The sequence below is a fragment of the Nostoc sp. UIC 10890 genome, assembly GCF_054786515.1.
Map to the genome: position 1 here is coordinate 4,868,460 of NZ_JBSGKF010000001.1, position 25,812 is coordinate 4,894,271.

Annotated in this window: 21 protein-coding genes and 1 tRNA gene; 14 read left to right on the plus strand and 8 right to left on the minus strand. The window is 40.6% G+C overall.

Going from position 1 to position 25,812, the window contains the following annotated elements:
• The first annotated feature begins 159 nt into the window (after positions 1-159).
• The 8 genes from ACWATR_RS20090 to ACWATR_RS20125 all read left to right on the plus strand — a co-directional run bounded on the left by ACWATR_RS20090 (position 160) and on the right by ACWATR_RS20125 (position 9,945).
• On the plus strand, positions 160-1,002 hold the full coding sequence (locus tag ACWATR_RS20090) for a hypothetical protein (RefSeq protein WP_460336130.1): 843 nt from the start codon (positions 160-162) through the stop codon (positions 1,000-1,002).
• A 131-nt stretch (positions 1,003-1,133) separates the two neighbouring features.
• The gene (locus ACWATR_RS20095) at positions 1,134-2,297 is read left to right on the plus strand and encodes a glycosyltransferase family 4 protein (protein ID WP_460336133.1); all 1,164 of its coding nucleotides are present in this window, start codon (positions 1,134-1,136) and stop codon (positions 2,295-2,297) included.
• 167 nt (positions 2,298-2,464) lie between these two features.
• Positions 2,465-4,783, plus strand: a complete 2,319-nt coding sequence (locus ACWATR_RS20100; RefSeq protein WP_460336136.1) for an ABC transporter ATP-binding protein — start codon at positions 2,465-2,467, stop codon at positions 4,781-4,783.
• A 5-nt stretch (positions 4,784-4,788) separates the two neighbouring features.
• Positions 4,789-6,000, plus strand: coding sequence for a glycosyltransferase family 4 protein (locus tag ACWATR_RS20105; RefSeq protein WP_460336139.1), 1,212 nt, complete (start codon positions 4,789-4,791; stop codon positions 5,998-6,000).
• Between the two features lie 56 nt (positions 6,001-6,056).
• The gene (locus ACWATR_RS20110) at positions 6,057-7,016 is read left to right on the plus strand and encodes a glycosyltransferase family 10 domain-containing protein (RefSeq protein ID WP_460336142.1); all 960 of its coding nucleotides are present in this window, start codon (positions 6,057-6,059) and stop codon (positions 7,014-7,016) included.
• A 3-nt stretch (positions 7,017-7,019) separates the two neighbouring features.
• The gene (locus tag ACWATR_RS20115; RefSeq protein ID WP_460336145.1) at positions 7,020-8,000 is read left to right on the plus strand and encodes an Npun_R2821/Npun_R2822 family protein; all 981 of its coding nucleotides are present in this window, start codon (positions 7,020-7,022) and stop codon (positions 7,998-8,000) included.
• A 3-nt stretch (positions 8,001-8,003) separates the two neighbouring features.
• Entirely contained in the window at positions 8,004-8,894 is an 891-nt protein-coding gene (locus ACWATR_RS20120; protein ID WP_460336148.1) for an Npun_R2821/Npun_R2822 family protein, read from the plus strand.
• Positions 8,895-8,910: 16 nt separating this feature from the next.
• On the plus strand, positions 8,911-9,945 hold the full coding sequence (locus ACWATR_RS20125) for an Npun_R2821/Npun_R2822 family protein (RefSeq protein WP_460336151.1): 1,035 nt from the start codon (positions 8,911-8,913) through the stop codon (positions 9,943-9,945).
• Between the two features lie 335 nt (positions 9,946-10,280).
• On the opposite strand, the gene ACWATR_RS20130 is transcribed toward ACWATR_RS20125, so the two are convergent.
• From ACWATR_RS20130 to ACWATR_RS20140, 3 genes are all read right to left on the minus strand, one after another.
• Positions 10,281-10,655 carry a hypothetical protein gene (locus ACWATR_RS20130; RefSeq protein ID WP_069073612.1) on the minus strand — a complete coding sequence of 125 codons (375 nt, stop codon included), beginning with the start codon at positions 10,653-10,655 and terminating at the stop codon, positions 10,281-10,283.
• Between the two features lie 28 nt (positions 10,656-10,683).
• On the minus strand, positions 10,684-12,408 hold the full coding sequence (locus ACWATR_RS20135) for an ABC1 kinase family protein (RefSeq protein ID WP_460336156.1): 1,725 nt from the start codon (positions 12,406-12,408) through the stop codon (positions 10,684-10,686).
• Positions 12,409-12,982: 574 nt separating this feature from the next.
• Positions 12,983-15,622: a M1 family aminopeptidase gene (locus ACWATR_RS20140; protein ID WP_460336159.1), complete on the minus strand. Its 2,640-nt coding sequence runs from the start codon at positions 15,620-15,622 to the stop codon at positions 12,983-12,985.
• Between the two features lie 550 nt (positions 15,623-16,172).
• Here ACWATR_RS20140 and ACWATR_RS20145 point away from each other — a divergent pair.
• The gene (locus tag ACWATR_RS20145) at positions 16,173-17,852 is read left to right on the plus strand and encodes a DUF3352 domain-containing protein (RefSeq protein WP_460336162.1); all 1,680 of its coding nucleotides are present in this window, start codon (positions 16,173-16,175) and stop codon (positions 17,850-17,852) included.
• Positions 17,853-18,065: 213 nt separating this feature from the next.
• Here the strand turns inward: ACWATR_RS20145 and mscL are convergent, their stop codons facing one another.
• A complete protein-coding gene (gene mscL / locus ACWATR_RS20150; protein WP_460336165.1) occupies positions 18,066-18,497 on the minus strand; it encodes a large conductance mechanosensitive channel protein MscL in 432 nt (143 codons plus the stop codon).
• 305 nt (positions 18,498-18,802) lie between these two features.
• On the opposite strand from mscL, the gene ACWATR_RS20155 reads away from it, so the two are divergent.
• The 3 genes from ACWATR_RS20155 to ACWATR_RS20165 all read left to right on the plus strand — a co-directional run bounded on the left by ACWATR_RS20155 (position 18,803) and on the right by ACWATR_RS20165 (position 21,081).
• Entirely contained in the window at positions 18,803-19,723 is a 921-nt protein-coding gene (locus ACWATR_RS20155; protein WP_460336168.1) for a class I SAM-dependent methyltransferase, read from the plus strand.
• Positions 19,716-20,711 (plus strand): PrsW family intramembrane metalloprotease, encoded by a 996-nt coding sequence (locus tag ACWATR_RS20160; RefSeq protein ID WP_460336171.1) that lies wholly within the window; start codon positions 19,716-19,718, stop codon positions 20,709-20,711. Before ACWATR_RS20155 ends, ACWATR_RS20160 begins: the two co-directional genes overlap by 8 nt.
• Before the next feature lie 163 nt (positions 20,712-20,874).
• Positions 20,875-21,081 (plus strand): hypothetical protein, encoded by a 207-nt coding sequence (locus tag ACWATR_RS20165; protein WP_460336174.1) that lies wholly within the window; start codon positions 20,875-20,877, stop codon positions 21,079-21,081.
• A gap of 17 nt (positions 21,082-21,098) precedes the next feature.
• On the opposite strand, the gene ACWATR_RS20170 is transcribed toward ACWATR_RS20165, so the two are convergent.
• The 4 genes from ACWATR_RS20170 to ACWATR_RS20185 all read right to left on the minus strand — a co-directional run bounded on the left by ACWATR_RS20170 (position 21,099) and on the right by ACWATR_RS20185 (position 23,090).
• Positions 21,099-21,170, minus strand: a tRNA-Asn gene (locus ACWATR_RS20170).
• Positions 21,171-21,314: 144 nt separating this feature from the next.
• On the minus strand, positions 21,315-21,866 hold the full coding sequence (locus tag ACWATR_RS20175) for an NYN domain-containing protein (protein WP_069073619.1): 552 nt from the start codon (positions 21,864-21,866) through the stop codon (positions 21,315-21,317).
• A gap of 260 nt (positions 21,867-22,126) precedes the next feature.
• Positions 22,127-22,804, minus strand: a complete 678-nt coding sequence (locus tag ACWATR_RS20180) for an ABC transporter ATP-binding protein (protein WP_069073620.1) — start codon at positions 22,802-22,804, stop codon at positions 22,127-22,129.
• Between the two features lie 13 nt (positions 22,805-22,817).
• Positions 22,818-23,090 (minus strand): hypothetical protein, encoded by a 273-nt coding sequence (locus ACWATR_RS20185; protein ID WP_012410874.1) that lies wholly within the window; start codon positions 23,088-23,090, stop codon positions 22,818-22,820.
• Positions 23,091-23,441: 351 nt separating this feature from the next.
• On the opposite strand from ACWATR_RS20185, the gene psbD reads away from it, so the two are divergent.
• A complete protein-coding gene (gene psbD, locus ACWATR_RS20190) occupies positions 23,442-24,497 on the plus strand; it encodes a photosystem II D2 protein (photosystem q(a) protein) (RefSeq protein ID WP_179066789.1) in 1,056 nt (351 codons plus the stop codon).
• Positions 24,498-25,270: 773 nt separating this feature from the next.
• Positions 25,271-25,552: a 4a-hydroxytetrahydrobiopterin dehydratase gene (locus ACWATR_RS20195; RefSeq protein ID WP_069069054.1), complete on the plus strand. Its 282-nt coding sequence runs from the start codon at positions 25,271-25,273 to the stop codon at positions 25,550-25,552.
• The last annotated feature ends 260 nt before the right edge of the window (positions 25,553-25,812 follow it).

Here is a 25,812-nt window from a genome sequence, read left to right on the forward strand (position 1 = left end):
ATTTTATTGTTTTTTTGCTTAAAAATAATAAATTGTCAGGTTTATATTTTGCTTATCTCTACTCTATCAGATTTGGCTATAACTAAAAATAGAGTAAGATTTCCTAAAAATAAATACATATCTAATTTCCAAACTAAACAACAATTGTTAATTTGATTTATGCCAACAGAAACTAGAGGATTTATTACAATTTTAACTGGACTTTACCCTTTTCAAGATTGTATTCATTTTTTGGCGGCAATTAGAAAGTTCCATCAAGATCCAATCATTATTCTAATTGACCAAGTTCCTACAGGACTTTATCCTTTTTTGAAGGCTTTTAAAAATGTAATTTTAAAGCCGGCTCCGGCAAATGAAAATACTGTTTTAGCATCAAGGCAAGCAAAACTGGCTCTATATGCGGCCTCTGAGTTTGATAAAACGATTTACCTAGATTCAGATATTTGTTTACTTTCCGATATCAACGACGTATTTGACTATTTAGATGAATATGATTTGCTATTAACTGAAGATGTACAACCTTCTATTCTTAAAGCTACAAATTTGTTGCGCGGAAAGCAAGAAGACCTTTTGCCAAATGTTTTGCCAATTCTGCAATCTGTAGGGTTTCCTTTGCAAGCAGATAGTGTGCAATATAATAGCGGTTTGATAGCTTTTAGAAAAACAGAAGTAATCAAGGTATTTTTTGATGAATTTCAACGTTATTTTGAGATTGTCAAAAATAACCAAGATAAATTGCTTTTAAAAGATCAAGGGGCTTTTGCATCTGCGATCGCATCTGTACAACCTCACATGAAAATTCTACCACCCACCTATAATTATCTCAGTAAGTGGCAGGATGCTTATAATATTCAGGATCAAATTAAAGTTCTACACTGCACCTATCCTTATCGACCTCAATATGCTAAAAATATTAGTCGTTCCTTATATACAAGAATCTTTGATAGATTCGCTAAAGTATTTTTACCGAATCAAGTTACAAATCCTTGGCGCACTAAATAAACAAGAGGGGAAAAGGTTAAAGGGAAAAGGGGAAAGGGATGAACAGGTCGCGCCACTTGCGGGCAAGGTTTTTACCTTTTCCCCTTCCCCTTTCCCCCTTCCCCTTCCTCATAAAAATAAGTATAAAAATAGTGAAAAAGTTTTCCAAGATATCGCTATTGGTTTCAGATTTATCAAGTGCAGCTATTTTGCGTGCATACTTGATAGCAACAGCCCTAAGAAATTTAGAATATGAAGTTGAAATTATGGGGTTTTTGTTTGGAAATAACTTATATCGAAATTTACCATCAGAATTAAAAGTTTATAGTTTACCGGGCAAAAATTTCCCAGATTTTTTTGGAGAAGTCAGCAAATTTATCCCAAAAATTGATGGAGATATAATTTATGCTATAAAACCACAAATAGCGAGTTTTGGAGTTGCCCTACTAAATAAAATATTTAGCCGAAAACCGTTAATTTTAGACATAGATGATTGGGAACTCAGTTGGTATGGTGGCGATGATTGGCATTATCGTCCCACACCTAAACAATTAGCTAGGGAATTGTTGAAAACAGACGGTGCACTCAGGAATCCTTATCATCCTTTGTACGTCAAATGGATGGAAGGTTTAGTAAGTAGCGCTGATGCTGTGACGGTGCATACTAAATTTTTGCAGCAGCGCTTTGGCGGTACATTTGTTCCTAATGGTAAGGATACTTCTTTATTTGATCCTGCTCGATATGATGCTGAGTCCAGCAGAAATCGTTATGGTTTATCTGAATATCGTATTTTAATGTTTCCTGGTGCACCAAGACCTTATAAAGGTCTAGAAGATGTGCTTATAGCACTCGATAAAATTAATCAGCCAGACTTAAGACTAGTGATTGTAGGTGGTAGTCCTTATGATGATTATGATCAGCAACTCCAACAAAAGTGGGGACGCTGGATTATCAAATTACCAAAGTATCCAGCTGATGTTATGCCTGATTTAGTAGCAGCGGCTCATATTGTAGTCGTTCCCCAGCGAGACACCCCAGAAACTCGTGCTCAATTTCCCCTGAAGTTGACAGATGGAATGGCAATGGCTAAACCTGTATTATCAACGCGAGTTGGAGATATTCCCAAAATTTTAGGTGATACTGGTTATTTAGTAGAGCCTGCTTGTCCTGAACAGATTGCTGAACAAATTCAATTGATTTTTCAGAATTTAGAGTCGGCAAATCAGCAAGGTATCAAGGCTAGAAAAAGATGTGTGGAACACTATAGCATAGAGGCTATGGCTTCTACACTCAAGTCAGTAATTGCTAGGCTGTGAATCTTGATTTGGGATTGGGGATTGGGAACCCAACCAAATCTTAATCATATTTTCTTTCCCAGTACCCAGTACCCAGTACCCTGTCCCATGTTTATTTAATGATTAGCTTTAGTTGGCAATTATTTTGTGAATAATATTAATAAGTGAAAGTGGCATAAAAATATCCAATGTCTACCAGAAAACTACTACTAAGATTCGCTAAACCCTATCCAGGTTTGATTCTGCTGACAATATTGTTAGGATTTTCTGGAGCTTTATTTAATGGGATTAGCACAGCTTTAATTGTGCCAGTGGTTTTAAAAATTGTGGGGCAAGAAGTAGATTTAAGCACGGCCCCTCCCATTCTCAAAACGATGATATCTCCCTTTGATAATACTCCAGAACCTTACCGGATAGGAGTAATGGCTGGGGCAATTATATTTACCATTATTTTAAAGAATTTAGCGACTTATGCCAGCGCTTTAGCATCTAGTTCTTTAACCCGAAAGCTGACATCAGATATGCGCGAAACCGGGTTAAGACTATTATTAGAAATCGATATAGATTATTACGCAAAAACGAAAGTTGGTGATTTAATCAACCGTCTTGGTGGAGAAATTGGTCGGGCTGCAAGCGCTATCGGCAGTACAGTCAGGATAGTTATCCTGGGAATCACAATTCTAGTTTTTGTTGGTTTATTGCTGTCAATTTCTTGGCAGTTGACAATTGCTGCTACGCTTTTGCTGTCATTGGTGACTTTAGTAAATCAGTATGCGATTTCCCGGTCTAGAAATTTTGGGAAGCAGCTTAGTGAGATGTCTAAAGCATACTCCATTTCTGTACTGGAAACTCTGAACGGAATTCGGCTAGTAAAGGCTACGGGAAATGAAGAAAAAGAATATCGACGGATTAAAAAATTAATTCGCGATCGCGAGTTAGCAGATTTCCAATCTCAGGTTAATTCGGAAGCGATTACACCTCTGAGTGAGGTGATGGGTATTACAGCTTTACTGCTAATTGTAATTTTGAGCAAAACCTTTTTTGCTGACCAGGTTTCTTCTCTTTCCACTGTACTCCTGACATATTTATTAGTGCTGCTGCGAGTGCTGCCATTAATTTCTCAGTTAAATACTATTCGCAGCAACTTTGCCAGTACCGCAGCCAGTGTGGATGTTACCAATGAGTTTTTAAGCCTGCACGATAAGCCATTCATGGATAAAGGTAAGCTTCCCTACACAAAATTAGAAGAGGGAGTGTCTTTTAATTCTCTTTGCTTTGCCTACCCTGGTCATGAAAAGTTGGTACTCAAAGATGTGAGTTTATATTTACCACGTGGCACGACATTAGCATTAGTAGGTGGTTCTGGTGCTGGTAAATCCACTTTGGCAGACCTTTTACCCAGATTTTATGACCCGATCGCTGGCAGTATTACCATTGACGGCACTGATTTGCGGGAGTTTGATCTTGTATCCCTGCGAAAGCGGATGGGAATCGTCAGTCAAGACACCTTTCTTTTCAATGACTCAGTACTGAATAACATCGCATACGGGCGAGCAGAGGCTACTGAGGATGAAATTATTACAGCAGCCAAGCGAGCAAATGCTTATGAGTTTATTAGTAAATTGCCTCAAGGATTTGACACCTTGATTGGCGATCGCGGCGTCATGTTATCTGGTGGACAAAGGCAAAGATTAGCGATCGCCCGCGCCCTCGTCCAAAATCCCGAAATTCTGATTTTAGATGAAGCCACTAGCGCTTTAGATACTGTTTCGGAACGTTTAGTACAAGCTGCACTCGATGATTTGAGTCGCGATCGCACCACCCTTGTAATTGCTCACCGCCTTTCTACAGTCCAAAAAGCCGATCAAATTGCCGTTTTAGATCAAGGACAGGTGGTAGAGGTAGGAACCCATGAAGAACTTTTAAAAAAGGGTGCTTACTATTCACGCCTTTATTCAATGCAATTTAGCGATCGCCCTAATAAAAACTTGATTCAGACACAAATCCTCAAGGCAATTCGCCTAAACTCCAAAAAATTTGCAGAATATCCGGAAGCTGCTAAACACAATCAAAGCTGGCTTCGCATCTCTCATGAAATTCGGACGCAGATGAACTCAATGATTGGGTTACTGCGCTTATTACTTGATGATTTGGTAGACAATTCTCAAGAGCGCCAAGAATTAATTGAAGACTCTTACAAATCAGCTTGGAGAATTCTCAACACCATTGATGTTTTTGACGATGTTATTAACTTGCAAAAAAAAGGACAATTAATCTCAATACCTGAGCAAAATCAAGATATTACAAGTACCTATTATGAAGCATTTAATCATATCTCTATTGAGTTCCGGACTTCTCTTAACCTCATCCTTAGCTCTCTCCGTTCTCTCGCTGATAATTTGATATCTAGCACAGAAGAACAAAATGAATTAATTAGTGAAAGTTATGAATATTCGATAAGCCTACTAGATAATTTAGAAAAGTTTGAAAATAGTATTAATATCTAAAATTTATGAAAAATACTGCTGTAAAAAAACACTACATTTTTTTTATTGGTGAAGAGTTGCCACAGCCAGAGGCTCACTTAGTACAGTCTACAAATGCAGCTAACGCCGCCGCTAACTTGGGATACTCAACAGTTTTGGTATATCCTGACAAAGGAGCAAAAGCCTTTAATCTAGCTAATTTAGCTCATCCTTTTCAACCGAGACAAACACCAACAGAACTTGTTAAATATTACAATCTCCATGACAAGTTAAAAGTTGCTCCCTTACCCATGCCTTGGCCGATTGATCGTTTTCGGAGCAAGTTTACTGACTCTAACACCATTGCCAGCAAATATTATTTACCATTTCACATACTTCCAACTATTAAACTTGTCCACAGTCGCAACTGGAATTTTGTAAAAGCTGCCATCAGAAATGGCGTTCCTGCAATTTACGAACACCACCACCATGAAGACAAGCCATTTGAACCAGAAATTGTCAACAATCCGCTGTTACAAATTGCTGTTAGCGTTGTAGAAACTGTCCGCGAAAGCATGATTAAAAATGGGATGCCACCAGAGAAAGTGATTAAGTTACATAATGGATTTAATCGCTTATTTATGGAGAGACAACCGGAAAAAGCAGCAGAATGGCGTCAAAAACTATTGCGAGATGAAAGCCAACAATTGGTAGTTTATGCGGGAGCACTACAGCAATTTAAAGGTATTGATGTACTAATTGATGTAGCTAAAGAAATGCCTCATGTGCAATTTGCCTGTGCCGGTGGTAAGCCCACAGAAGTTGAATATTATCAACAATTAGTCAAAGAAAAACAGATTCATAATATTAAGTTTTTGGGCTATGTCTTGCATAATGAGTTAGCATCTTTGCTACAAGCAGCCAATGTTTTAGCTCACCCTCATTGTTCGGGAAAAGCGGCAACTTTCACATCTCCCTTAAAGCTGTTTGACTACTTCGCCTCTGGTACTCCCATTGTCTCGACAGAAATTCCTTCATTAGTTGAGTTTCAAGATACTCAAGCGATCGCAGCTTGGTGTGAACCAGATAACCCCAGCAAATTTGCCGAAAGTCTAAAGCGGGTTTTAGAAACTCATCCCAGAAAAGTAGATGGTTATCCAGATAGCATCGAGTTTGTCAAGCAGTTTTCTTGGGAAAATCGAGCGGCAAAAATCCTTAGTTATGTTGATGAATCTCTACTACCTCAAATGATTGTGTAAGAAAAATCACAAATGACAAATGACAAATGACAAATGACAAATGACAAATAACTAAAATGACTATGAAAACTGTAGGTATGATTAGCAGCTATCGAGGTTTAGAAACTAGAGCCGATTGGCTATGGCAACAAACCCCGAATCAATTTGGAGTTTGGGGCAATATGCAAATGCAAGCACTAGCAGAAAAACCAGATTTTCTGCTGATGTATCAATTTGATTTTCCCCAAGCATCGCCACAAAAATCTTGGTTAGATAGTTTTCGCAAAAAGCAGCAAAAACCAGTAGTCAATGTTGATTCTCTACTACGGGGTGTAAGTAAAGAGCGGATTATTTATTTACTAAGAGAACCGCCTTTAGATGAAATTGTCGAAATCACTAATCATAATTACCAACACGCCCAGAAATATTCTGGCTACATTTCTGGTCCCGATGATTTTGCTCCCACCCCTGACTATATGCCGGCTATTTGGTACCACTCAAATTCTTTTCAAGATTTAAATGAAATGCCACCACCCCAAAAGGTTGCACCATGTAGTTGGATTACTTCAGGAATTAGCCGTACAGTTAATCATCGCCAGCGTTTAGACTTTTTGCAGTCTCTACAATCTAGTGGCATTAAGTTTGATTTGTATGGGCGTAACTTACCAGGATGGGCGAAAAAATCGGGAGAACTAGGTAACAAATGGTATGGCATGGCGCCATACTATTACAATCTGGCAATTGAAAATTATGCTGATAATAATTGGTATGTAAGTGAGAAACTTTGGGATAGTTTGCTTGCTTGGTGTTTACCAATTTACTATGGTGGCCCGGCTGCTGATAAATTATTGCCACCGGGTAGTTTTTTGCGGTTGCCCAGTTTAGATGAAAAAGGCATTGCCTACATCAAAGAAGTCACAGCTACACCTGATGCTTGGTATGCAGCCAAAGATGCGATCGCAGAAGCACGTCAAATTATCTTACACAAATTAAACCTACTTAACTGGTTGTCAAACTTTGTTGATCAACACTCATAAATTATGAATGGTATTTGTACCCTTGGCAATGATTATGTTTTCGATCAATTGGTGGCTTTGCTCAACAGTATTGATGTTATCTTAGGCCCAGAAACTCCTGTTTGTATCTATCCTTTCGATGATCAAACACAGCGAATTACTGACGAAATAGCTAAACGCCCTAATGTATTTCTTTACGATGATCTAGAATCAATCAACCGCTGGGATCAGTTTATGCTCTCAGCAGCACCAGAACGATTAAATCGCAGTAAATCCCGTCTTTATGGTGCTCACCGTCGTTTTTGTGCCTTTGATGGGCCATTCGATAAGTTTATCTATTTAGATGCAGACACTTTGGTGATGAACTCACTAGCAACAGTGTTTGAAAAGCTAGATAGTTATGATTTTGTTGTCTACGATTTTCAATTTAAAGACGTTAGTAAAATATATAATGTTAATTCTCCCAAATTACGAGAAGTTTTTGAGCAAAAACGCATTGATTCCGAAATATTTTGTTCCGGCTTCTATGGCGCAAAGCGGGGAATATTTAACTCAGAACAAAGAGATTTGCTGATATCCCATTTACAAAATGGTGAGGCGGAACTTTTGTATGAAGGTGCTGGCGAACAACCATTGATAAACTACATGGTAATGAGGTCTAATCTTTCTATTTATAACTTTGCTCGTCAACTGCCAGATAATCAAAAAACAGGATGTTCTGCCACATCTAAGCACTTTGAGGAACGGGAACATCTTCTTTATGACAAAGGTAATCGACTAACTTATCTTCATTACATTGGTATTCCTCCTAATATCAATCAAGCAGTCTGTGCTGGAGAGAATATTGAGTTTCCCTATCGAGATTTATTTCTTTACTATCGTTACCTACACGAACCAGAAAAGCGCCCAGTATTTACAAATCCTCCTAAGAATTATAATGACGCTCCAGTAGCAAATTTATTTACAAGAGCTTTGCGAAAATTTAAGTTAATTAACCAAGGATAATTTATGAGTAGGGGAATTTATATAGTTGCCAATGACCGGGTTATCGATAATGCGATCGCTTTACTCAATAGCATTCGTTACTATGACCCAGAAGTAATCATTTATCTCATACCATTTAATGAAAATTATCACAAAGTAGCAGAACAACTTGCTACCTTACACAATGTCCAAATTTTCCCAGATTTAGAACTTATTGATAAATTTACCAAACGCATCGGAGAAATTTTTGATAGAGATTTTCTCGCCTTACCCAACAAAATGCGTAAGCTAGTAGCGTGGTTTGGCCCTTTAGACGAGTTTATTTATATTGATACGGATATTGTCGTTTTTGAAAAAATCGCCGACAATTTAGACAAACTTTCAGAAGTTGATTTCTTCTGTTGCGACTACCATCATGCCAATGACAAACTGCGAAATATTTTTTCACCATTGGTAAAAGAGCAGCAAATTTTTTCAGATGTCCAACTTCAAGACGTTTTCAACAGTGGTTTTTGGGCTTCGAGAAAAGGAATTATTACCGAACAGCAAATGGATGAAACTTTGCGAGAGTGTGCAGCACATCGTGAATATTTCGATTTTTCTGAAGGAGTTACAGACCAACCAATTTTAAATTATCTTGTGCTTAAGTTGATTGCAAAACGTGGGAATCTCGTTAAAATTCCTGGGGGTGGGCCTGGTAGTTGGGCGGGTTCACAAAATTTCCAACAGCAAGATTACGCCCTCTATGACCGAGGACAACGACTAAAATATCTTCACTGGGCTGGTACGCGGATGAAAACTGGTAGTCCCTATTGGCAATTGTGGGAACACTATCGCTATCTTCATGAGGGTAAATTTGCTTTCATCCCCAAGCTAACTCGCCGTTTATTTCCCTTTGTTGCTGCTCGTACTTAATATTAGGAGTATCCCAATGATTGATGGCATTTACATCCTAGCGAATGATGTTGTCTATGACCAATTAGTTGCGTTGCTCAACAGTATAGAAGCTAATGCTGGTAGGAAAATTCCTATTTGTATACTTCCATATAATGAGCGATTAGACAAAGTAAAGGTAGAGATTGCATCTAGAGATAATGTCACCTTATTTGAAGATTCTGATTCCATAGCTTACTGGGATAACTTTGCTACTCAGATATGGAAAAATTACCCCAGAGCACAAAAAACTTGGCGAGAGTGGGGCTTTCCAGAACTATATGAGCTACCAATGCACCGCAAATTTTGTGCTATCGATGGCCCATTTGATAGATTTATTTATTTTGATGCAGATACCTTGTTAATGGGGCCTATAGATTATGTATATGAAAAATTAGATAACTACGATTGGGTAGTCAATGATTTTCAGTATAAGTCTGATTTAAAATTTATTTTTGATGGTTCGCTAGAGCAGATACAACAAATTTTCAACTCAGATAATTTGCAGTCTCAAGTATTTTGTGCTGGTTGGTTTGCTACTAAGAAAAATATTTTTTCTCCAGCGATGAGAGCCGATATACTTGAAAAATTAGCAGCAGGTGAAGCCGATGTCATGGCTTTCTTAGCGCCTGACCAATCTTTATTTAACTACATGGTGTTGAGAAGCAAAATTTCCTATTATAACTTTGCTTTTCATGACTGCGAACAGGCAACTGGTAATCACTGGGGTTCTCAATTTGATGTGGTAGATAATATCCTCTACGACCAAGGGCGGAGGTTGACATATTTACATTATATGAGTATATCTTCTTCAAATTTTGTGAGGCTTTGTGGGGGTGAAGATGTTGATATTCCTTACCGCGATGTTTTCTTATATTATCGCTATTTAAAATCACCAGAAAAACGTCCTCAAAGCTTTACGCGTCCAAGCAAGATAATGCTTCTGCAAAAGTCTACTAGTAGTTTTATTCAGCAAAGAATCAACAATTTTAAGCTAAACTATCGCAATTTTAAGGATAGAATTACTAGTTAAAATAAGTCAAAATAGAGTTTTTCTCATTCTTGATTAACTAATATAATTCAGTTGAAGCAATCCTATCCAGTTTGTGAAAGGAATGGCACTAAGAAAAGATACATCCCCTGCTCTAACTGGTTCCCAGCCTCTAGGCTGGGAAAGCATTCTGGGAGGCTCCGCCTCCAGTAGCTTTAATTGAGGCAGAGCCTCTTTAAATACATTCCCAGCCTGGAGGCTGGGAACGAGACTACACAAGCTTTTGGGATTTTCTTAGTGCCATTCGGTTCTGAAAGTTAGTGGTTTTTAGATACCTGAATTATCAAATAATTCGGGTATCTAACCTTTTCACATATCTAAGAAAAAGAATCTAAATCTAAAGATTGCATACCTTCACGTTCGATAAAGGTCATCATACTTCCCAACTGCAACCAAACTAATAAACAAGTAAACAAACTAATTGGTAGACCTACTCCTAAAGCCAAGGTGGAGGGAAAGCCAAATATTTCTAAGCCTGAAGACAGAAATAGGCAAGTGCCACCAGTTATGCCGATAAATGGCACAAGTAATTGTTTCAGTGAGGAACGTGGTTTAGTATTCTCTGCTCGTTCGCTTGGCCATTTCTGCACAATTACTTTTAAAGTGCCAGATAATGCCAAACCAGATGTTAATGCTGTCAAAAAGCCAACAAGTAAGAGGAAATAGGGTGGTTGTAGAGGAAAATAGTACATTAAAACTCCTGATTTATATTAAAGGTTTTTAGTTTTTACTTGCTGACTGGTTTCCAGTAAAAGGCGCAAGGAATGTAGATTTTGGGAGAATAGCGGCTGCACCTTCTCTGGATAAATCTGTTAAAATCTCGATCGCTACATTTAATAAACGATCTGGTTTTAAGTCATCTTTAACCAGGTTCCACAGGCGTTGGACATCTTCGGTGTGGAGGCGGTCATCTTCGGTGAGAGCAAGCACCAGCTGTCGCCGCAGAAACTTCCCTTCTTCCGAGATTAAATATTGGAATCCCATCTGGGCTGTGGGCAATACATCAAAGTTGCTATCGGTACGAGCGATCGCAATTAAATTCTCTAACCGTTGCCACTGAAATTTACCATCTTTGAACAACACATTCAATAATCTTCGCCGTAATTCCGGCGATTCACCCGTCAGCAACCGCCGTGCTATGTAGGGATAACCCACTTCAATAATTTTGAAATCCGGGTTAAGGCTCAGGGCAATACCTTCCTGAGTCACCAAGGAACGAATAATCAAAGCAAACTTTGCCGGGACTCGGAAAGGATATTCATACATCAGTTCCGAGAATTCATCGGTAATAGTTTTGAAGTTAAAATCCTTGACATTCTTGCCAATAGCGTTTCCTAGCACTGCTTCTAATGCTGGCACGATCGGGCAAATATTCGTGTCTGGAGTCAGAAATCCTAATTTTACAAAGTCTTCGGCTAAGTCGGTGTAGTCTTTATTTACCAAATGCACTAGTGCATCTACCAGTGTTTCTTTGGTACTTTCCTCCAACTGATCCATCATGCCGAAATCAATGTAAGCCATACGACCATCGGACACAGCAAACAAATTGCCGGGATGAGGGTCAGCATGGAAAAAGCCGTGTTCTAAAAGCTGTTGCAATCCTGATGTAACACCAATTTGGATGATCGCTTCTGGGTCTAAACCTGCTTCGCGGATGCGTTGAGTGTCCGTCAGCTTGAAGCCGTTAATCCATTCCAGGGTTAAAACGTGGGTGTTGGTGTAACGCCAGTAAATACCTGGAACTTTTACTTGTGGGTCGTTGTGGAAATTGCTGGCAAACTTCTCGGCGTTGCGGCCTTCATTAATATAGTCAATTTCTTCAAATAACTTTATGCCAAACTCGTCCACAATTAAAGTTAGGTCGTGACCGAGATTTAAAGGCAACCAAGGAGCTAGCCAACCTGCTGCCCAACGCATCAGATATAGGTCGCGGGTGATTACCGGGTGTAAGTTGGGGCGTTGCACCTTCACGGCAACTTCTTCGCCGCTGACCAGACGACCCCGGTATACTTGACCCAAGCTAGCAGCCGCTACTGGATGAGGTGACAGTTCGCTAAAGCTCTCGTGGATTGGACGGCCTAGTTCAGTTTCGATAATCTGGTAAGCGATCGCATTATCGAAAGGTGGTAACTGGTCTTGTAACTTGATCAGTTCTTCTAAAAAATCTTTGCGTATCAGGTCAGGCCTAGTAGAGAGGGCTTGACCAACCTTAATAAAAGTCGGGCCGAGGCGGGTGAGCAGTTCTCGCAACTGGATAGCTCGTTTACCCTTGTTCTGCTCAACTTTATCTTGCCATTCGTCCCACTTCAGATTGAATATAAATCCTGCAAAGGAGGAGATAATTCTCAGCAATCGCCCCCAGGCTAGCCAAGGACGGTAACTATAGTAGCGAGCGATCGCATCTGGATTATAGAGTTTTAGTTGAGCAGGTTGATACTGACCCACGCCTTTTTTTGCCTCTTCAACTGAAAAATTTACAATGCTTTTTTCCTGACCCACAAGTTAGTTGCAAGTTCAAGATAGCTAGTAGTCTTTTATCTAAAACAACTGGAACCTTACCCTTCAGGGATAGTGTTCGAGGCGATTTTAGCTTATTGACACTGCCTAAGATATGTTTATCTTTTTCTTAATTATACTTTATAAAACTACAACTTATTTTCCACGTTTTGGATGATTTTATCTTTTCTTAACTTTACTTTATATAAATATAAATATTTACCTATACAAGATCCCCGGCTTCTCACGGAAGCCGGGGATCTTGGTGTTATCTTTATTTATACCTTGCGATTTCAGTGAAAAATAAAAGATTCTATGTGTCTACAAAGAAATTACACTGTCAATTAACACCTTGCTAATTGGTATAGCAATCCCATCTGATCTATGAGAATTTACGAATAGAAAAATCCTAATTTTGCAAGCATTACAGACTTTATTCTTTCTCACATATCATTTAGGACTACTATAGTGATTTTTCACAATTACTAATTACCAATTAGCTACTTTTAATTATCATGTAGTGCTATTTAGATTTGGCCTCCAAGTTTTCTAAACGACTTCTCAATTCCTGGTTTTGTTGTTTGAGTTGGTCGAAATCTTCACGCAATTGGCGCAGGTTTTTTTCTGAACCAATATTCTTTTGCACTTTAGAAATTTCTTCCTCAGCATAGCGACGCACACGCCCATCAGCCGTTTGTTCAGCGAGCGATCGCAAAATACCCACTGCTTTGGGTGTTTCCATTTGTCCTAACGCTGCGGCTACAGCTATTTGGGTTAAAAAGAAGGTTTCTTTGGCTAGTTCTGTTAATTTTTCTAAAATACGTTCCAAATTAGCCGGACTTTGACCTACAGAAATCTTTCCTAAAGTGCGAATTGTCGCTAGACGTAAAGGTTGTGGCACACCAAGTTTGGTGTATTCGATGAGCAGATTTAAAGCTGTTTCCGAGGTTTTGAATTCAGCTAAACCGGCAACTGCACCACTCCGCACGATTTCATTCCAACCCGCCTTCTCTTCTAAAACAGATTTCAGCAACTTTAATACTTTGTCTTCTTTGGGTTTTTCTTCCAAGTTTGCCGATGAGATCGCCCCGATCGCACGAGAAGCTGCTGCTTCCACATAGTAGCTAGGATCGCCTTTTTGTAAAACCCCTCTCACAATCTTATAGCTTTCAGCTGTTTTAATTTGAGCAAGTGCTTCCACTACAGATCGTCGCACGTAAGCATTTTTATCTTTTAAAGCCGGAACTAAGCCATCAAAGGCTTGATCTAAGTTGATTTTGGCCAGTTGTTTCGCCACTTCCACACGCACACCCCACAATGGGTCATTTTTTAGCGAAGCAGAAAGCGCAATAGTAGCTTCTAACCCGCCTTTTTTCGCCAAAGCTGTTGCTGCATAAACACGTGAAATCGGGTCAGGGTCAAATTCTAACTGTGCTTTTAACTCTGATATTGGATACTCCAAAACTACTGTTTTTAAGTAATTATTTCCAACATCAAAGCTGATAAATTGGGGCTTATTTTCTAGGGGAAAGTAGAAGCTTTGTTCACGTTCATTCACTCGCACAGTGAAAGTTTTGAGTTGTGAGTTAGGAGTTATGAGTTTGGAATTATTTTTAACTCCTAACTCCTCACTCCTAACTTCTTCTTGCGTATAGCCAAAACCAATAGGTATTTTTAAATCAAACAAATCCTTACTGCCATTTTTACCTTCAGCAGCTTGGGTTTGAGTTACTGTAATTTTTGCTAACTTAGCATCTCCATCCCAAGAATAGGCCACTTTAAAATCGGGATGACCACCACGATAAACGTATTGGTCAAAGAGGAACAAAAGATTACGTCCGGTAGCTTTTTCAATCGCCCTGAGTAAGTCTACTGTTTCTACGGTTTTGTGAGCATTATCTTGGATAAATGTTTGGATAGCTTGCCAAAATAATTCATCTCCCAATTGGGCCCGAATCATGTGATAAACACAAGACCCTTTTTCGTAGATGTGGCGATCGTAAAGTTCAATAGCTTCTCGGTAAACGTGCGTTACCATCGGTCGGCGATAACGGCTACTATCTTCACTTAAGTAGCGACGAGCCTCCAATAAACGATAGTAAGCTGCTTCTTCTGAACTATATTCCTCTTCTGTCCACATCACCTCAGAGTAAGAAGCCATCCCTTCTTTAATCCAAGCATGAGACCAATGCTTAATCACCACCAAATCACCAAACCACTGGTGGGCGAGTTCGTGGACGACTAAACTTTCGGTGTTGCGGTTATCTAAAGCGGCGCGTTCATCCAGCAAACATCTATCTGTTAACAGAGTTGTGGAGGTGTTTTCCATGCCGCCAAAGATGAAGTCATCGACGCAAACTTGGGCGTATTTCGGAAAAGGGTATGGATAACCATATTTTTGGCTCAAAAATTCGATCATCCGGGGAGTTTTGTCCATGCTGCGTTTAGCATCTTCCTCCCGTCCCTTTTCTACGTAGTAGGTGACTGGTTTACCCTTCCACTCATCCCGAATTTCAGCAAAATCACCTACTGCTAAGGCCATCAAGTAGGTAGGATGGACTTGTTGTTGTGACCAATGGTAGATTTTGTAATCACCATCTTCTGTAGTGTCAATCAATTCGCCGTTAGAAATAGCCACGAGAGGGTTGGGAACACGGACGCGAATTTCCGAAGTAGATAGTTGTCCTGGATAGTCGAAGCAGGGGAACCAAAAGCGAGAGTCTTCGTCTTCTCCCTGAGTCCAAACTTGCGTAGGCTTGTTTGGGTAATGCTTGTCTGGTTGAATAAAATAAATACCGCGTTGCGGTTTTGCCACTGAATAGGCGATCGCAATTAGCAAGCGTTTACCAATTTGGGTCGCCTCAGAAAGTTGAATGGAAAGCTGTTCCCCATCGTAGTCAAAACTTTGTGGCACCTCGTCCACCTGCACAGACTCGATATTCAGGTTTACAGCATCCAAAGTCAAACGATCAATGCCATTACGGATTGGTAAGAGGCGAATGCTACAACTACCCTGATAGCTTTGCTTGGGAATATCCAAGCTGAGATCGAGAAAAATATGCTCTACCTGTCCGGGGCGATCGGGGTTGTACTGTGGTCTTGCTCCCGGTAACTCAAAAGGTTTGTGTCCGTTATTATCTGTATCAAAATAAGACTTCGACATTGATCCTTACTGACCTTGTAATCCTGAAAAGTCTGGCTTGGCTGGATGTTGTTAGGCAAAATAGCGGTGTGGTATTTCCCAAATTAACAGGGCATTATAGAGGTGATAACTCACCTTGGGGATTGGGGGATTGAAATTAATCTCACCCGAATTTCCGAAGTCCGCCTGTCGAACCTTGGACTTTTTTCCATATCCCTACCGCATTTACTTTTTCTGATGTTTTGCACTTTTTTGTCACTGAGTCAAGAGTCTCTTGCACCTCGATAGATTCTCATTAAGTACAAATACTCCTAATTATTCTTATAACTTAGGATAGCTTGCTGCTGTTGATCAGGCTATTTTGTTTGAGATGAACAGCATATCATTTGCGGATTTGCTCATCATCTCTTTGAAGTATTTTTGAGAGTAATTATTAGACTGCTAACTTATAGGACTACTAATTTTATCAGTAAATACCGATCAATGAGCGGAAATTATTAATAAATCCGAAAACTCTACAATGACACTTGTATAAATCTCGGTGACAATCTGAGCAAAAGAGGATAATAAAATGCCTGAAAGTAAATCAAAGTTTCTCATTCCTGCTATTGGTGCTGCTGTAGTTGTTGTAGCAGGAAGTATAGCGACTTATACGTATTTTAAAGGTCCATCAGGAAGTAGTTCAGACGCTTTAGGTAGTGCTAAAGTAGTACCTTCAACAGCATTGATGGCAACTTATATTACTACTGATACTGAAAGTTGGGCAAAATTACAGCAGTTTGGCACTCCAGAAGCACAAAAGTTGGTGGCAAAAAATCTGGAAAATTTCAATAAGCAAATGTTCCGTGATGGTAACGTTTCTTATGAAAAAGACATAAAGCCTTGGGCTGGTGGTGTCATGATTGCTGTATTACCACCAAATCCTGTGAAACCTGCACAGTTCAACGTCCCCTCTGGGGCACCGAGTGTACCAACAAATTTACAGCAGGAACAGAATATCCTCATAGTGGTAGGAATCAAAGACAAGCTGAGTGCCTTGAATTTTGCTAACAAATTGAAGTCACAAAAGGGGGTGAAATTCCAGGAATCTGACTATCAAGGTCAAAAAATTCTCGAAACTACAGAAAATGGCAAGCCTACTTATAGTGTAGTTTTAAATAATAGTCACTTAGTATTAGCGCCTGAAAAACAAGCTGTAGAAAAAGCAATTGACACCTTTAAGGGACAGTCTTCTTTTGCCAGTAAAGAAGGTGCAAGCAACATTCTTAAAGGAGTGGATGTCAAAAACAGCCTTGCCCAAATTTATGTACCAGACTATGCAGGGATGGTACAGCAATTAGCAGCCGGAAATCCGCAGGTAAAGCAGTTACCTCCACAAACCTTGACACAACTGAAACAGATAAAATCTGTGGTGGCGGGTGTTGGTGTTGATGATGCAGGAGTGCGGGTAAAAGCGATCGCTAATTTAGATCCGCAACTAAATAAATTTCAGTATCAATCAAGTCCTGGGAATATAGTCGGGAAATTTCCCACTGATACCTTTGCTTTGGTTAGCGGAAATGGCATCAGCCGTGGCTGGGAAGCACTAGTAGAACAGTCAAAAGATTATCCAGAAATGAAGCAAGGTCTTGAACAGGTACGAGGACAACTGAAATTTGTCAATATAGACCTGGATAAGGATATTTTTGGCTGGATGAATGGGGAATTTGCCTTTGGTGCGATTCCATCAAATCAAGGAGTATTAGCAAGTGTTGGTTTTGGGGGTGCTTTAGTATTTGATACTAGCGATCGCAAAACTGCCGAAGCCACCTTAACAAAATTGGATACCCTCGCCAAAACCCAACAAATTAACGTCGCTAACAGGAATATCGGTGGTAAAGACGTAACTGAGTGGCAAATCCCCCGACAAGGAGCTTTATTAGCACATGGTTGGCTGGATCAAGATACCGTATTTGTAGCTGTTGGTGGCCCTGTTGCTGACGCAGTTGCCAATAGCAAGAATCCATCTCTCGACAATAGCGATGCCTTCAAAGCCGTTACTGCTTCTTTGCAAAAGCCTAATGGTGGCTATTTTTACCTAGATATGGATAAAACTAAAACTATACCCCTGATTAATAGTTTTATCTCGTCTAACCCCGATACCATAACCATTCTGAGTTCTGTTCGTGGTATTGGTTTTACCTCTACTAGCCCTGATAAATCTACCAGTGAATTGGAAATGTTGTTAGCTCTCAAGCCTACTGCGAAGTAGGGCATGGGGCAATTCAATTTTAAATTTTGGATTGACAATAGCGTAGCGTAAAGCCTCTCGTAGAGAAGGTTTTACGCATAGCTCTCTACAAGACGCGACGCGCAGCGTTTTGTAGAGAGCGTCTTTTGGATTAAATTTCAATCTAAAATCCAAAATCTAAAATTCTTACTTCCCTGTTCCTCTGCTCCCTCATCCTCCCACTCCCACCCCTACTCACAAAACTTGATTATTCCGAGATTCCAAGGTTTGGTTGAGCCTATCTAAGGCGCTAGTCAATCTTTCCTGAGCTACAAAGTTAGGGTCTGCTAGGGGTTCATCGGCGACTTCTTCTTGTCTCTTGAATTTTTGTAAAGCTTGAATTGCCACAAATAAAACTAAGGCAATGATTACAAAGTCAACTATTGCGCCAAGAAACTCACCAATCTTGATTCCTGGACTAATGGTGATTGTTCTCCAGTCTTTGCCACTAAAACTAACCAAGGGATTAATTAATGGCATGATCACATCTTCAACAAAGGAAGTGACAATCTTGCCAAAAGCACTACCAATGATGACGGCGATCGCCAAGTCAACTACATTGCCTTTAAGGGCAAATTCTTGAAAATCTTTTAAAAAGCCACTTGATCTTCTTCTTGCTCTGGCCATATTTGACTCCAATAAGCTGAACTTTGACACTCAGTTTTTTGCCATTCTTGTTGAGACAAATGTTGCTAAGTATCAAAATTTTACCAGTCTTGAATAAAATTCTCTGATAAATATAAAATGTAAACCAGCATCATTTAAATCTTCTCAGAAGTTTGCTGCTCTGCAAATGTCAACCTTCTATAATATTTGTTGCTTGAGGCAAGCCAAAGGAGTGCAGACTGCCGTTACATAATTCAATTCATTTCTAGACTGCCGTACAGCAAGTATGTCATAAGTAGAAAAGGCTGTTAAATGCAAATTGATTTATGACTGCTGCTGTAAACACTAATCTTGGTTTAGCTTCCCGCTTGGTAAATGGCATATTGGCAATCCAACCTTTAGCTAACCTAGCCAAGCATCAAGCTAGACAAATGATGATTAAACGTGCCGAGAGAATTGGTGTGCCTTGGACGCAAGAAGTCGAAACACTACAGGCGCGTGATTGGAAAGCTGATCTAGCTCAAGTAGAAAATCCTCAGCTTTCCTACCCAGAATACTACTTACGGCCATTCCATGCCTACGAAGGTGGAGACCTCAGTTGGAAAGCCGCTTGGGAGCTAGAAGTTGCTGCTCGTACTGTCCATGCCGGAATTTGGCAGGATGCTGGAGCGCAAGGAGATGCTAAACTACGCCAAAGTTATCACGATATTCTCAAAGTTCAAATTCCCAATCAACCACAAGACATCCTAGATTTGGCTTGCGGTGTGGGTCTGAGTACTTTTACCATGCAAGAAATTTATCCCAATGCCAAAATCACAGGCTTGGACTTATCTCCTTACTTCTTAGCTGTTGCTCATTACCGCGCTGGGCAACGCCAAGCTAAAATAAACTGGCTTCATGCCCAAGCTGAATCTACTGGGCTACCTGATGCCTCTTTTGATTTAGTTTCGATTTTTCTGATGTGCCATGAATTACCCCAGTCAGCAACCAGACAGATTTTCGCTGAAATGCGGCGTGTGCTGCGTCCGGGTGGCTACTTGGCAATCATGGATATGAATCCTAAATCTGAAGTTTACAAGAAAATGCCAGCCTACATTTTGACTTTGCTCAAAAGTACTGAACCGTATTTAGATGAATATTTTGCTTTGGACATTGAGCAAGCTATTATTGAGGCGGGTTTCCAAACTCCTACTATCACCAACAATACCCACCGTCACCGCACAGCGATCGCTCAGGTGAGTGGTTGATTCATCTCTACTATTGTGGGCAGCAATACCACCCTTGCTGCTGCTAGGCTACTACTACTTGCGGGTGCCATTTGCCCCACCTTTGTTAAAGTTACTAATGTTCTTTATCATCGGGGCAATATCTGGTATTTTAGCCCTTAGCCTCGAATGGATTTTTGAAATTGTAGCTAACTGGGTTTCAGACTGGTATCACATTGAGCTATGTCTACCGCCAAGCCGATGCGCGTCTACGTTTTTTGGTGTGGCGTTGCGGCAGCTTGTAGAAGTAGGTCCAATTGAAGAAGGCTGCAAATTGGCTGCGGTTGTTGTCCCAACCTACTATCTGCAACGCAGGTATCGATTACTTGCATCTACGGTTTTCCTCTTCACCATAGCCGTTGCCCTTGGATTCACTGCCGAAGAAAACTGGATTTACCTTTTTCACGGTACAGCATCAATTCTTGACCGTACTATCGGTACGCCAGTTCACGCGATGTTCTCTGCACCTTGGGGATACGCATTAGGAATTTATATTTCTTCCCACACTCGGTTAAATCGAGACAAAAAGTTCATTTTTCGGGCTTGGCTAAATTCTGTAATATGTCATGCCCTAGTTAATGTCCTATCTATTGCTTGGGGTTACTCATTACCCCTACGTTTCCTGAGTTATGGTTTCTTTCCATTTCTGTTGTGGATGTTTTGGCGACTGGAACAATTACTGCGAAAAGTGCAAGGTAAACCCGTAATTACCCTAATTTCCGACCGTACAATCCAGCGCCGTTATTGGCAGAGGAGTTTAGTAATTTTTGCCCTTATGCTGGGTGGAAATGCTATTTTTGGTCTGTTTCTCTTAGCGAGGAAAATTAGTCCTTTGAGTCCGTCAAAGCTTTTTGACACTTATATTTTGTGGTTTATATTTAGTCGCTGTTTACTAAATCTCCTTTTTGGAGTTTTAGCTTGGGGCATTTATCGCTATTTGCGACATTCCGCCCGTCGTCGATATTTTTAAAATATGATTCAGGAAAAGGCTAGTACCGCAAGGCGGAATTAAAAATTAAAAATTAAAAATTAAAAATTAAGACAGCGTAAGGGTTTTGTTGATTGTGAATGGGTGGTTTATTTCCGCTGTGCTGTATTAGGGGGTTTATGTGCAAACAACTCCAGTGGGTTAGATGACTGCTGACCTACAGCTATTTGGTGGCGATTCTCATTCCAAGACACTTCGTGAACACAGAAATCGCTATGAGATTATTGATCCAGAACTACTTGTGATCTTGAATACCAAATTTAGGAAAAGCACCAAAAGAGACATAATTCAGAAACGTCACAGCCAAGCGACAGTGACGTTTCTGATGGATAATCTAGAATCGAAAATTTAAACTTCAAAATTTATAAACTCCCCAGGCCGGATTCGAACCAGCGACCAATCGATTAACAGTCGATCGCTCTACCACTGAGCTACTGAGGACCACTCACGATTTATAATCTTAGGGCTAAAAATAGTATTTGGCAAGTACTTTCGCCAATATTTTTTTTAGATGCTTAATCTATATAACTTTTGCAGCCAAAATCCATTCAGGAACTTAAGCAGAGACTCTTAAATACTAAATATTCACTGTAATCCCATTCGTAATTCAGCCAGACGTTGCCGCGCTTTAGCATCAATGGCATTAGCTAAAAACCTACTCTTAGATTGTTTGCGCGTATGATACTTTTGTCGCATCCGGCAGACGGTAGCTTCCACTTCACCACAGAGTTGTTGTGCCGACAACCATTCAGCCCCATACCCTTGTATCATCAACTGCTGTGCCCGATCTGATGTAGCAACAATTACACGCGAAATCAAAGATTGAGCTATTTGCTGGCGAAAAGAAGCGCAGGATTTTTCGATATAAGTATCTGCTGTTTGCCCAAAATCAGTGTAATAAACAGATAAAAGCTCAGTAATAATTTCTTTATTACTAGAGGTGTTCTGATATTGGGCATCAAAAACTATCTGAGTTGTGTAACCTTGAAACGCACTATAACCGGTCATTGCTTCCACAAGTTCGCCCCGTGCAGCCTCTAATCCAACGCTATCACGCGTTTTTTTAAGGCAAGGCCAAGCGCCTATGATATTGTAGCCGTCCACTAACAAAACGGCTTGGAGTAAGGAACGGGGCATGGTTTTTAATCACAATTTTCTAGAGTTAACAAAATTCATTCATAAGTTTTATAATAATTGATGCATAGTCTGTAACACTATGCTACACAGAATAAAAAATACGGCAGCCTCACAAAACTCAAACCTCAGATAGACGCACCAACTTAAAACGCGCCTTTGTTTAAAAGGCGCGTTACAGTTCTTTTTTAGTAGTATTCAGGAGTGCTAAGTACAGTGAATTTTACTTACTCAGCACTCAGCACTCGTTACTCAGCACTCAATTAAGAGGCTTCGCTGTGTACCTCCATCAGACGTTGTTTAAGGCGTTCAGCTTCACCTCTATCCACCAGAGAGCCTTTTTCTAGCAAAAAAGCGCCGTCACAGTAATTTAACTCATCTAATCGATGTGTCACCCACAGGGCTGTAATACCTCGGCTTTTGACAAGGCGGCGAACACCAGCAACTAAATCCAACTGGCTATCTGGATCTAGTAAGGCAGTGGGTTCATCTAATAATAAGACTTCACAGCGGCGAGCGATCGCACCTGCGATCGCTACTCGCTGTTTCTGTCCTCCAGAGAGTGCATAGATAGGGCGTCGTTGCAGGGTAAGCAAATTCACCGCCCCTAGCGCCTCCTCAACTCTTGCTCTGGTAGCAGCAGGTGGTAACTTTTCTTCTACCAATCCAAAAGCCACATCAGCACCAACAGTTGGCATCACTAGTTGATGATCTGGATTTTGGAAAACAAAGCCAACGGGGTGCAAAACCCGAATTTCACCAGATTCAGGAGCTAATAACCCCGCCAGCAGTTTCAGTAACGTAGATTTTCCGCTGCCATTTGTACCCAAGAGCATCCAAAACTCACCCTTGGGTACTTCTAAAGAGCAAGATTTGATAACTTTCTCTCCATTAGGCCAACTGAAATTTAAATCCTTGACCTCAATGCCCACTTGAGCCATTTGTCAACCTTGGTTACTCAGCAGCTACAGCGAAAAAGCCTGGTGGTCTTCCACCACCAGGGGTTGTACCATCTTTCTGAACAATCTGCACCCCAGAAATTTCACTAGCGCGGACAGCAATTTTTTTCTCTGTCTTGCCCTCACACTTGAGTTCTACAATGTCAGGGTTCCCAGAACGGATTGCTGCCAAAATTAGCTGATAGACAGCCTCAGCATCCTCTGCTGACTTACGTTGTACTGAGATTGGGAAAGCAGTGTTTCTGATGCTTAAATCGATGGTAAACATTTAGCAATAATCAAATTTAACTGTGGACTCATTTTAGCGTCAGCTGACTGATTCTAGGAAAATGGGTATTGGCGATTGGGATTAGGGGAGAGGTAACAGGTGATAGGGAATAATCTGTTACCTGTAACCTATTCCCTTCTTGTCTTCCGACCTCAATCTCAATCAAAAATTAATTTTTATGACAAAAGCACTAGAAAAATTAGCGATTTACACCTAATATGATTAAAGGTGTGTAAAAAATTGTAAACTTGGTTAACAACCTGGTTAACTTTCTGCTTATAGAAGGCTTTTATTTAGCCATCTATAATACAGATACAACCTGTACTTATAAACATTTGGAGATTTGCTCTCATGACCATCGCAGTTGGACGCGCCCCCAGTAGAGGGTGGTTTGACGTTCTAGACGACTGGCTCAAGCGCGATCGCTTCGTATTCGTAGGTTGGTCAGGGATACTATTGTTCCCCTGCGCCTTCCTAGCACTAGGCGGTTGGCTGACCGGCACAACCTTCGTCACCTCTTGGTACACCCACGGATTAGCCTCCTCATACCTAGAAGGTGCTAACTTCCTGACAGTGGCAGTATCCACCCCCGCCGACAGCATGGGACATTCCCTATTGCTGTTGTGGGGACCAGAAGCCCAAGGCAACCTCACCCGTTGGTTTCAATTGGGTGGTTTGTGGCCATTCGTGGCACTGCACGGAGCCTTTGGTTTGATTGGCTTCATGTTGCGGCAATTTGAAATTGCCCGTCTGGTAGGTATCCGTCCTTACAACGCCCTCGCATTTTCTGCTCCCATTGCAGTATTCGTCAGTGTATTCCTGATGTATCCCTTGGGACAATCTAGCTGGTTCTTTGCACCCAGCTTTGGCGTAGCGGCAATTTTCCGATTCCTACTATTCCTGCAAGGTTTCCACAACTGGACACTCAACCCCTTCCACATGATGGGTGTTGCGGGTGTATTGGGTGGTGCTCTATTGTGCGCCATTCATGGTGCAACAGTGGAAAATACCTTGTTTGAAGACGGTGATGGTGCTAACACCTTCCGCGCCTTCAATCCTACCCAGTCTGAAGAAACCTACTCAATGGTGACAGCAAACCGTTTCTGGTCACAGATTTTCGGTATTGCTTTCTCAAACAAACGCTGGTTGCACTTCTTCATGTTGTTCGTGCCAGTCACAGGTTTGTGGATGAGTGCCGTCGGCATCGTCGGTTTAGCACTCAACCTACGGGCTTATGATTTCGTCTCCCAAGAATTACGGGCGGCGGAAGACCCTGAGTTTGAAACCTTCTATACCAAAAACATTTTGCTGAATGAGGGTATCCGCGCTTGGATGGCTCCTCAAGATCAACCCCACGAACAATTTGTATTCCCTGAGGAAGTTCTACCTCGCGGTAACGCTCTCTAAGAATAAAAAGCCGACCATAAACTGAATAAGAGTTGTGGTTGCCGAAAATTGACACCTCCCAAATTAAATAATCTTCTTGTAATAAGCCAATAAAACGTCAATTTTCCCCATTCTCCAGTAATCCCCCACCAAAAGGTGGGGGATTTTTTTATGTATATGGTTAATACTCTAAATTTGTATGTTATGTTAGGTGAAGGTTATAAACCCAGAGTAAATGCTCTGCCCTTTTGAAACTAAGACCGCTTAGGCAATAAGGAGGTGATGCCCATGATAGAAAGTAGTAAATGCATGGGTCATCAGGTTGCAGTTAGCCGGCTGTGTGCCGGGGCTGTTCTCTAAAAGTTAGCCTTAGTTATCTTTGAGATACTAAGTTAGCTCAAGTAGCTAGGCAAGCTCGGAGTTCCTTCCGGCAGTCTGGTTGCAACCTGAAGACCCGCTAGACCGCCCTGACTTAGACCAACCGATCTAAATCAGGGCGGATAGTTTTTTATAGGTTAATTTTGTTTTATTATGCTTGCTTTTGAAAACTTAGATGGCGATGCCTACTGTGGGTAAAACCAATAGGTTTAAGTTTTCTTAAAAAGAAAAATATCTTGCATCAAACCTTGGGGCATGAATAGATGTGAGCAACAGCATCTATCAAGTCTGATTTAAATATGCACACACGCATTATGCCTTAGTCGATCCTCCAATACTTTCTGTGTAGAGAATAAAAGGGATTTGCCTTTGTCAGATGCAAAATATAACAGATATATAAGTAGGAATTTTTTGATATGGCACAACTACTGACTGAAGCGGAAATTCAAGAACAGGCAAAGGTTCTGTCAGGTTGGACTGTTGAAGACTCTAAGTTGCAGATTACCCGCACATTCAAAGATTTTATCGAAGCAATTGAATTTGTGAATAAGCTGGTGGAGCCGGCTGAGTCAGCAGGACATCATCCAGATATAGAGATTTCCTACAACAAAGTGAAGATTACACTCACAACACATGATGCAGGCGGGCTGACGCAGACAGACTTTGATGTAGCGCAGGCGATTTCCAAAATTCACTAAGCAATTTTTTTTGACATATTGCACCAACTGACTGAAAGTAACCAAGACGCGAACTTAGTAGGTAAGCGTGAATAATTGATTGTAATAAGCGGCTCTAGCCCTATTTCCAAGGCTGGAGCCGCTTATTGCAAACCAATTTAATTAAATTTACATTGCGTAACTTAGGTTGATTTATTTTTTCTCTAAGTGGAAAAAGTTGTTTTTGATGACAATCCGCTAAGTGTCTAAAGCTTTCAGCAACTTAGCTAAGTAGGAGCAAA

Coding starts and splice junctions, on each gene's coding strand:
- ACWATR_RS20090 (WP_460336130.1), top strand. CDS start 160: ATGCCAACAGAAACTAGAGGATTTATTACAATTTTAACTGGACTTTAC.
- ACWATR_RS20100 (WP_460336136.1), top strand. CDS start 2,465: ATGTCTACCAGAAAACTACTACTAAGATTCGCTAAACCCTATCCAGGT.
- ACWATR_RS20105 (WP_460336139.1), top strand. CDS start 4,789: ATGAAAAATACTGCTGTAAAAAAACACTACATTTTTTTTATTGGTGAA.
- ACWATR_RS20110 (WP_460336142.1), top strand. CDS start 6,057: ATGACTATGAAAACTGTAGGTATGATTAGCAGCTATCGAGGTTTAGAA.
- ACWATR_RS20115 (WP_460336145.1), top strand. CDS start 7,020: ATGAATGGTATTTGTACCCTTGGCAATGATTATGTTTTCGATCAATTG.
- ACWATR_RS20120 (WP_460336148.1), top strand. CDS start 8,004: ATGAGTAGGGGAATTTATATAGTTGCCAATGACCGGGTTATCGATAAT.
- ACWATR_RS20125 (WP_460336151.1), top strand. CDS start 8,911: ATGATTGATGGCATTTACATCCTAGCGAATGATGTTGTCTATGACCAA.
- ACWATR_RS20130 (WP_069073612.1), bottom strand. CDS start 10,655: ATGTACTATTTTCCTCTACAACCACCCTATTTCCTCTTACTTGTTGGC.
- ACWATR_RS20140 (WP_460336159.1), bottom strand. CDS start 15,622: ATGTCGAAGTCTTATTTTGATACAGATAATAACGGACACAAACCTTTT.
- ACWATR_RS20145 (WP_460336162.1), top strand. CDS start 16,173: ATGCCTGAAAGTAAATCAAAGTTTCTCATTCCTGCTATTGGTGCTGCT.
- mscL (WP_460336165.1), bottom strand. CDS start 18,497: ATGGCCAGAGCAAGAAGAAGATCAAGTGGCTTTTTAAAAGATTTTCAA.
- ACWATR_RS20155 (WP_460336168.1), top strand. CDS start 18,803: ATGACTGCTGCTGTAAACACTAATCTTGGTTTAGCTTCCCGCTTGGTA.
- ACWATR_RS20165 (WP_460336174.1), top strand. CDS start 20,875: ATGACTGCTGACCTACAGCTATTTGGTGGCGATTCTCATTCCAAGACA.
- ACWATR_RS20175 (WP_069073619.1), bottom strand. CDS start 21,866: ATGCCCCGTTCCTTACTCCAAGCCGTTTTGTTAGTGGACGGCTACAAT.
- ACWATR_RS20180 (WP_069073620.1), bottom strand. CDS start 22,804: ATGGCTCAAGTGGGCATTGAGGTCAAGGATTTAAATTTCAGTTGGCCT.
- ACWATR_RS20185 (WP_012410874.1), bottom strand. CDS start 23,090: ATGTTTACCATCGATTTAAGCATCAGAAACACTGCTTTCCCAATCTCA.
- psbD (WP_179066789.1), top strand. CDS start 23,442: ATGACCATCGCAGTTGGACGCGCCCCCAGTAGAGGGTGGTTTGACGTT.
- ACWATR_RS20195 (WP_069069054.1), top strand. CDS start 25,271: ATGGCACAACTACTGACTGAAGCGGAAATTCAAGAACAGGCAAAGGTT.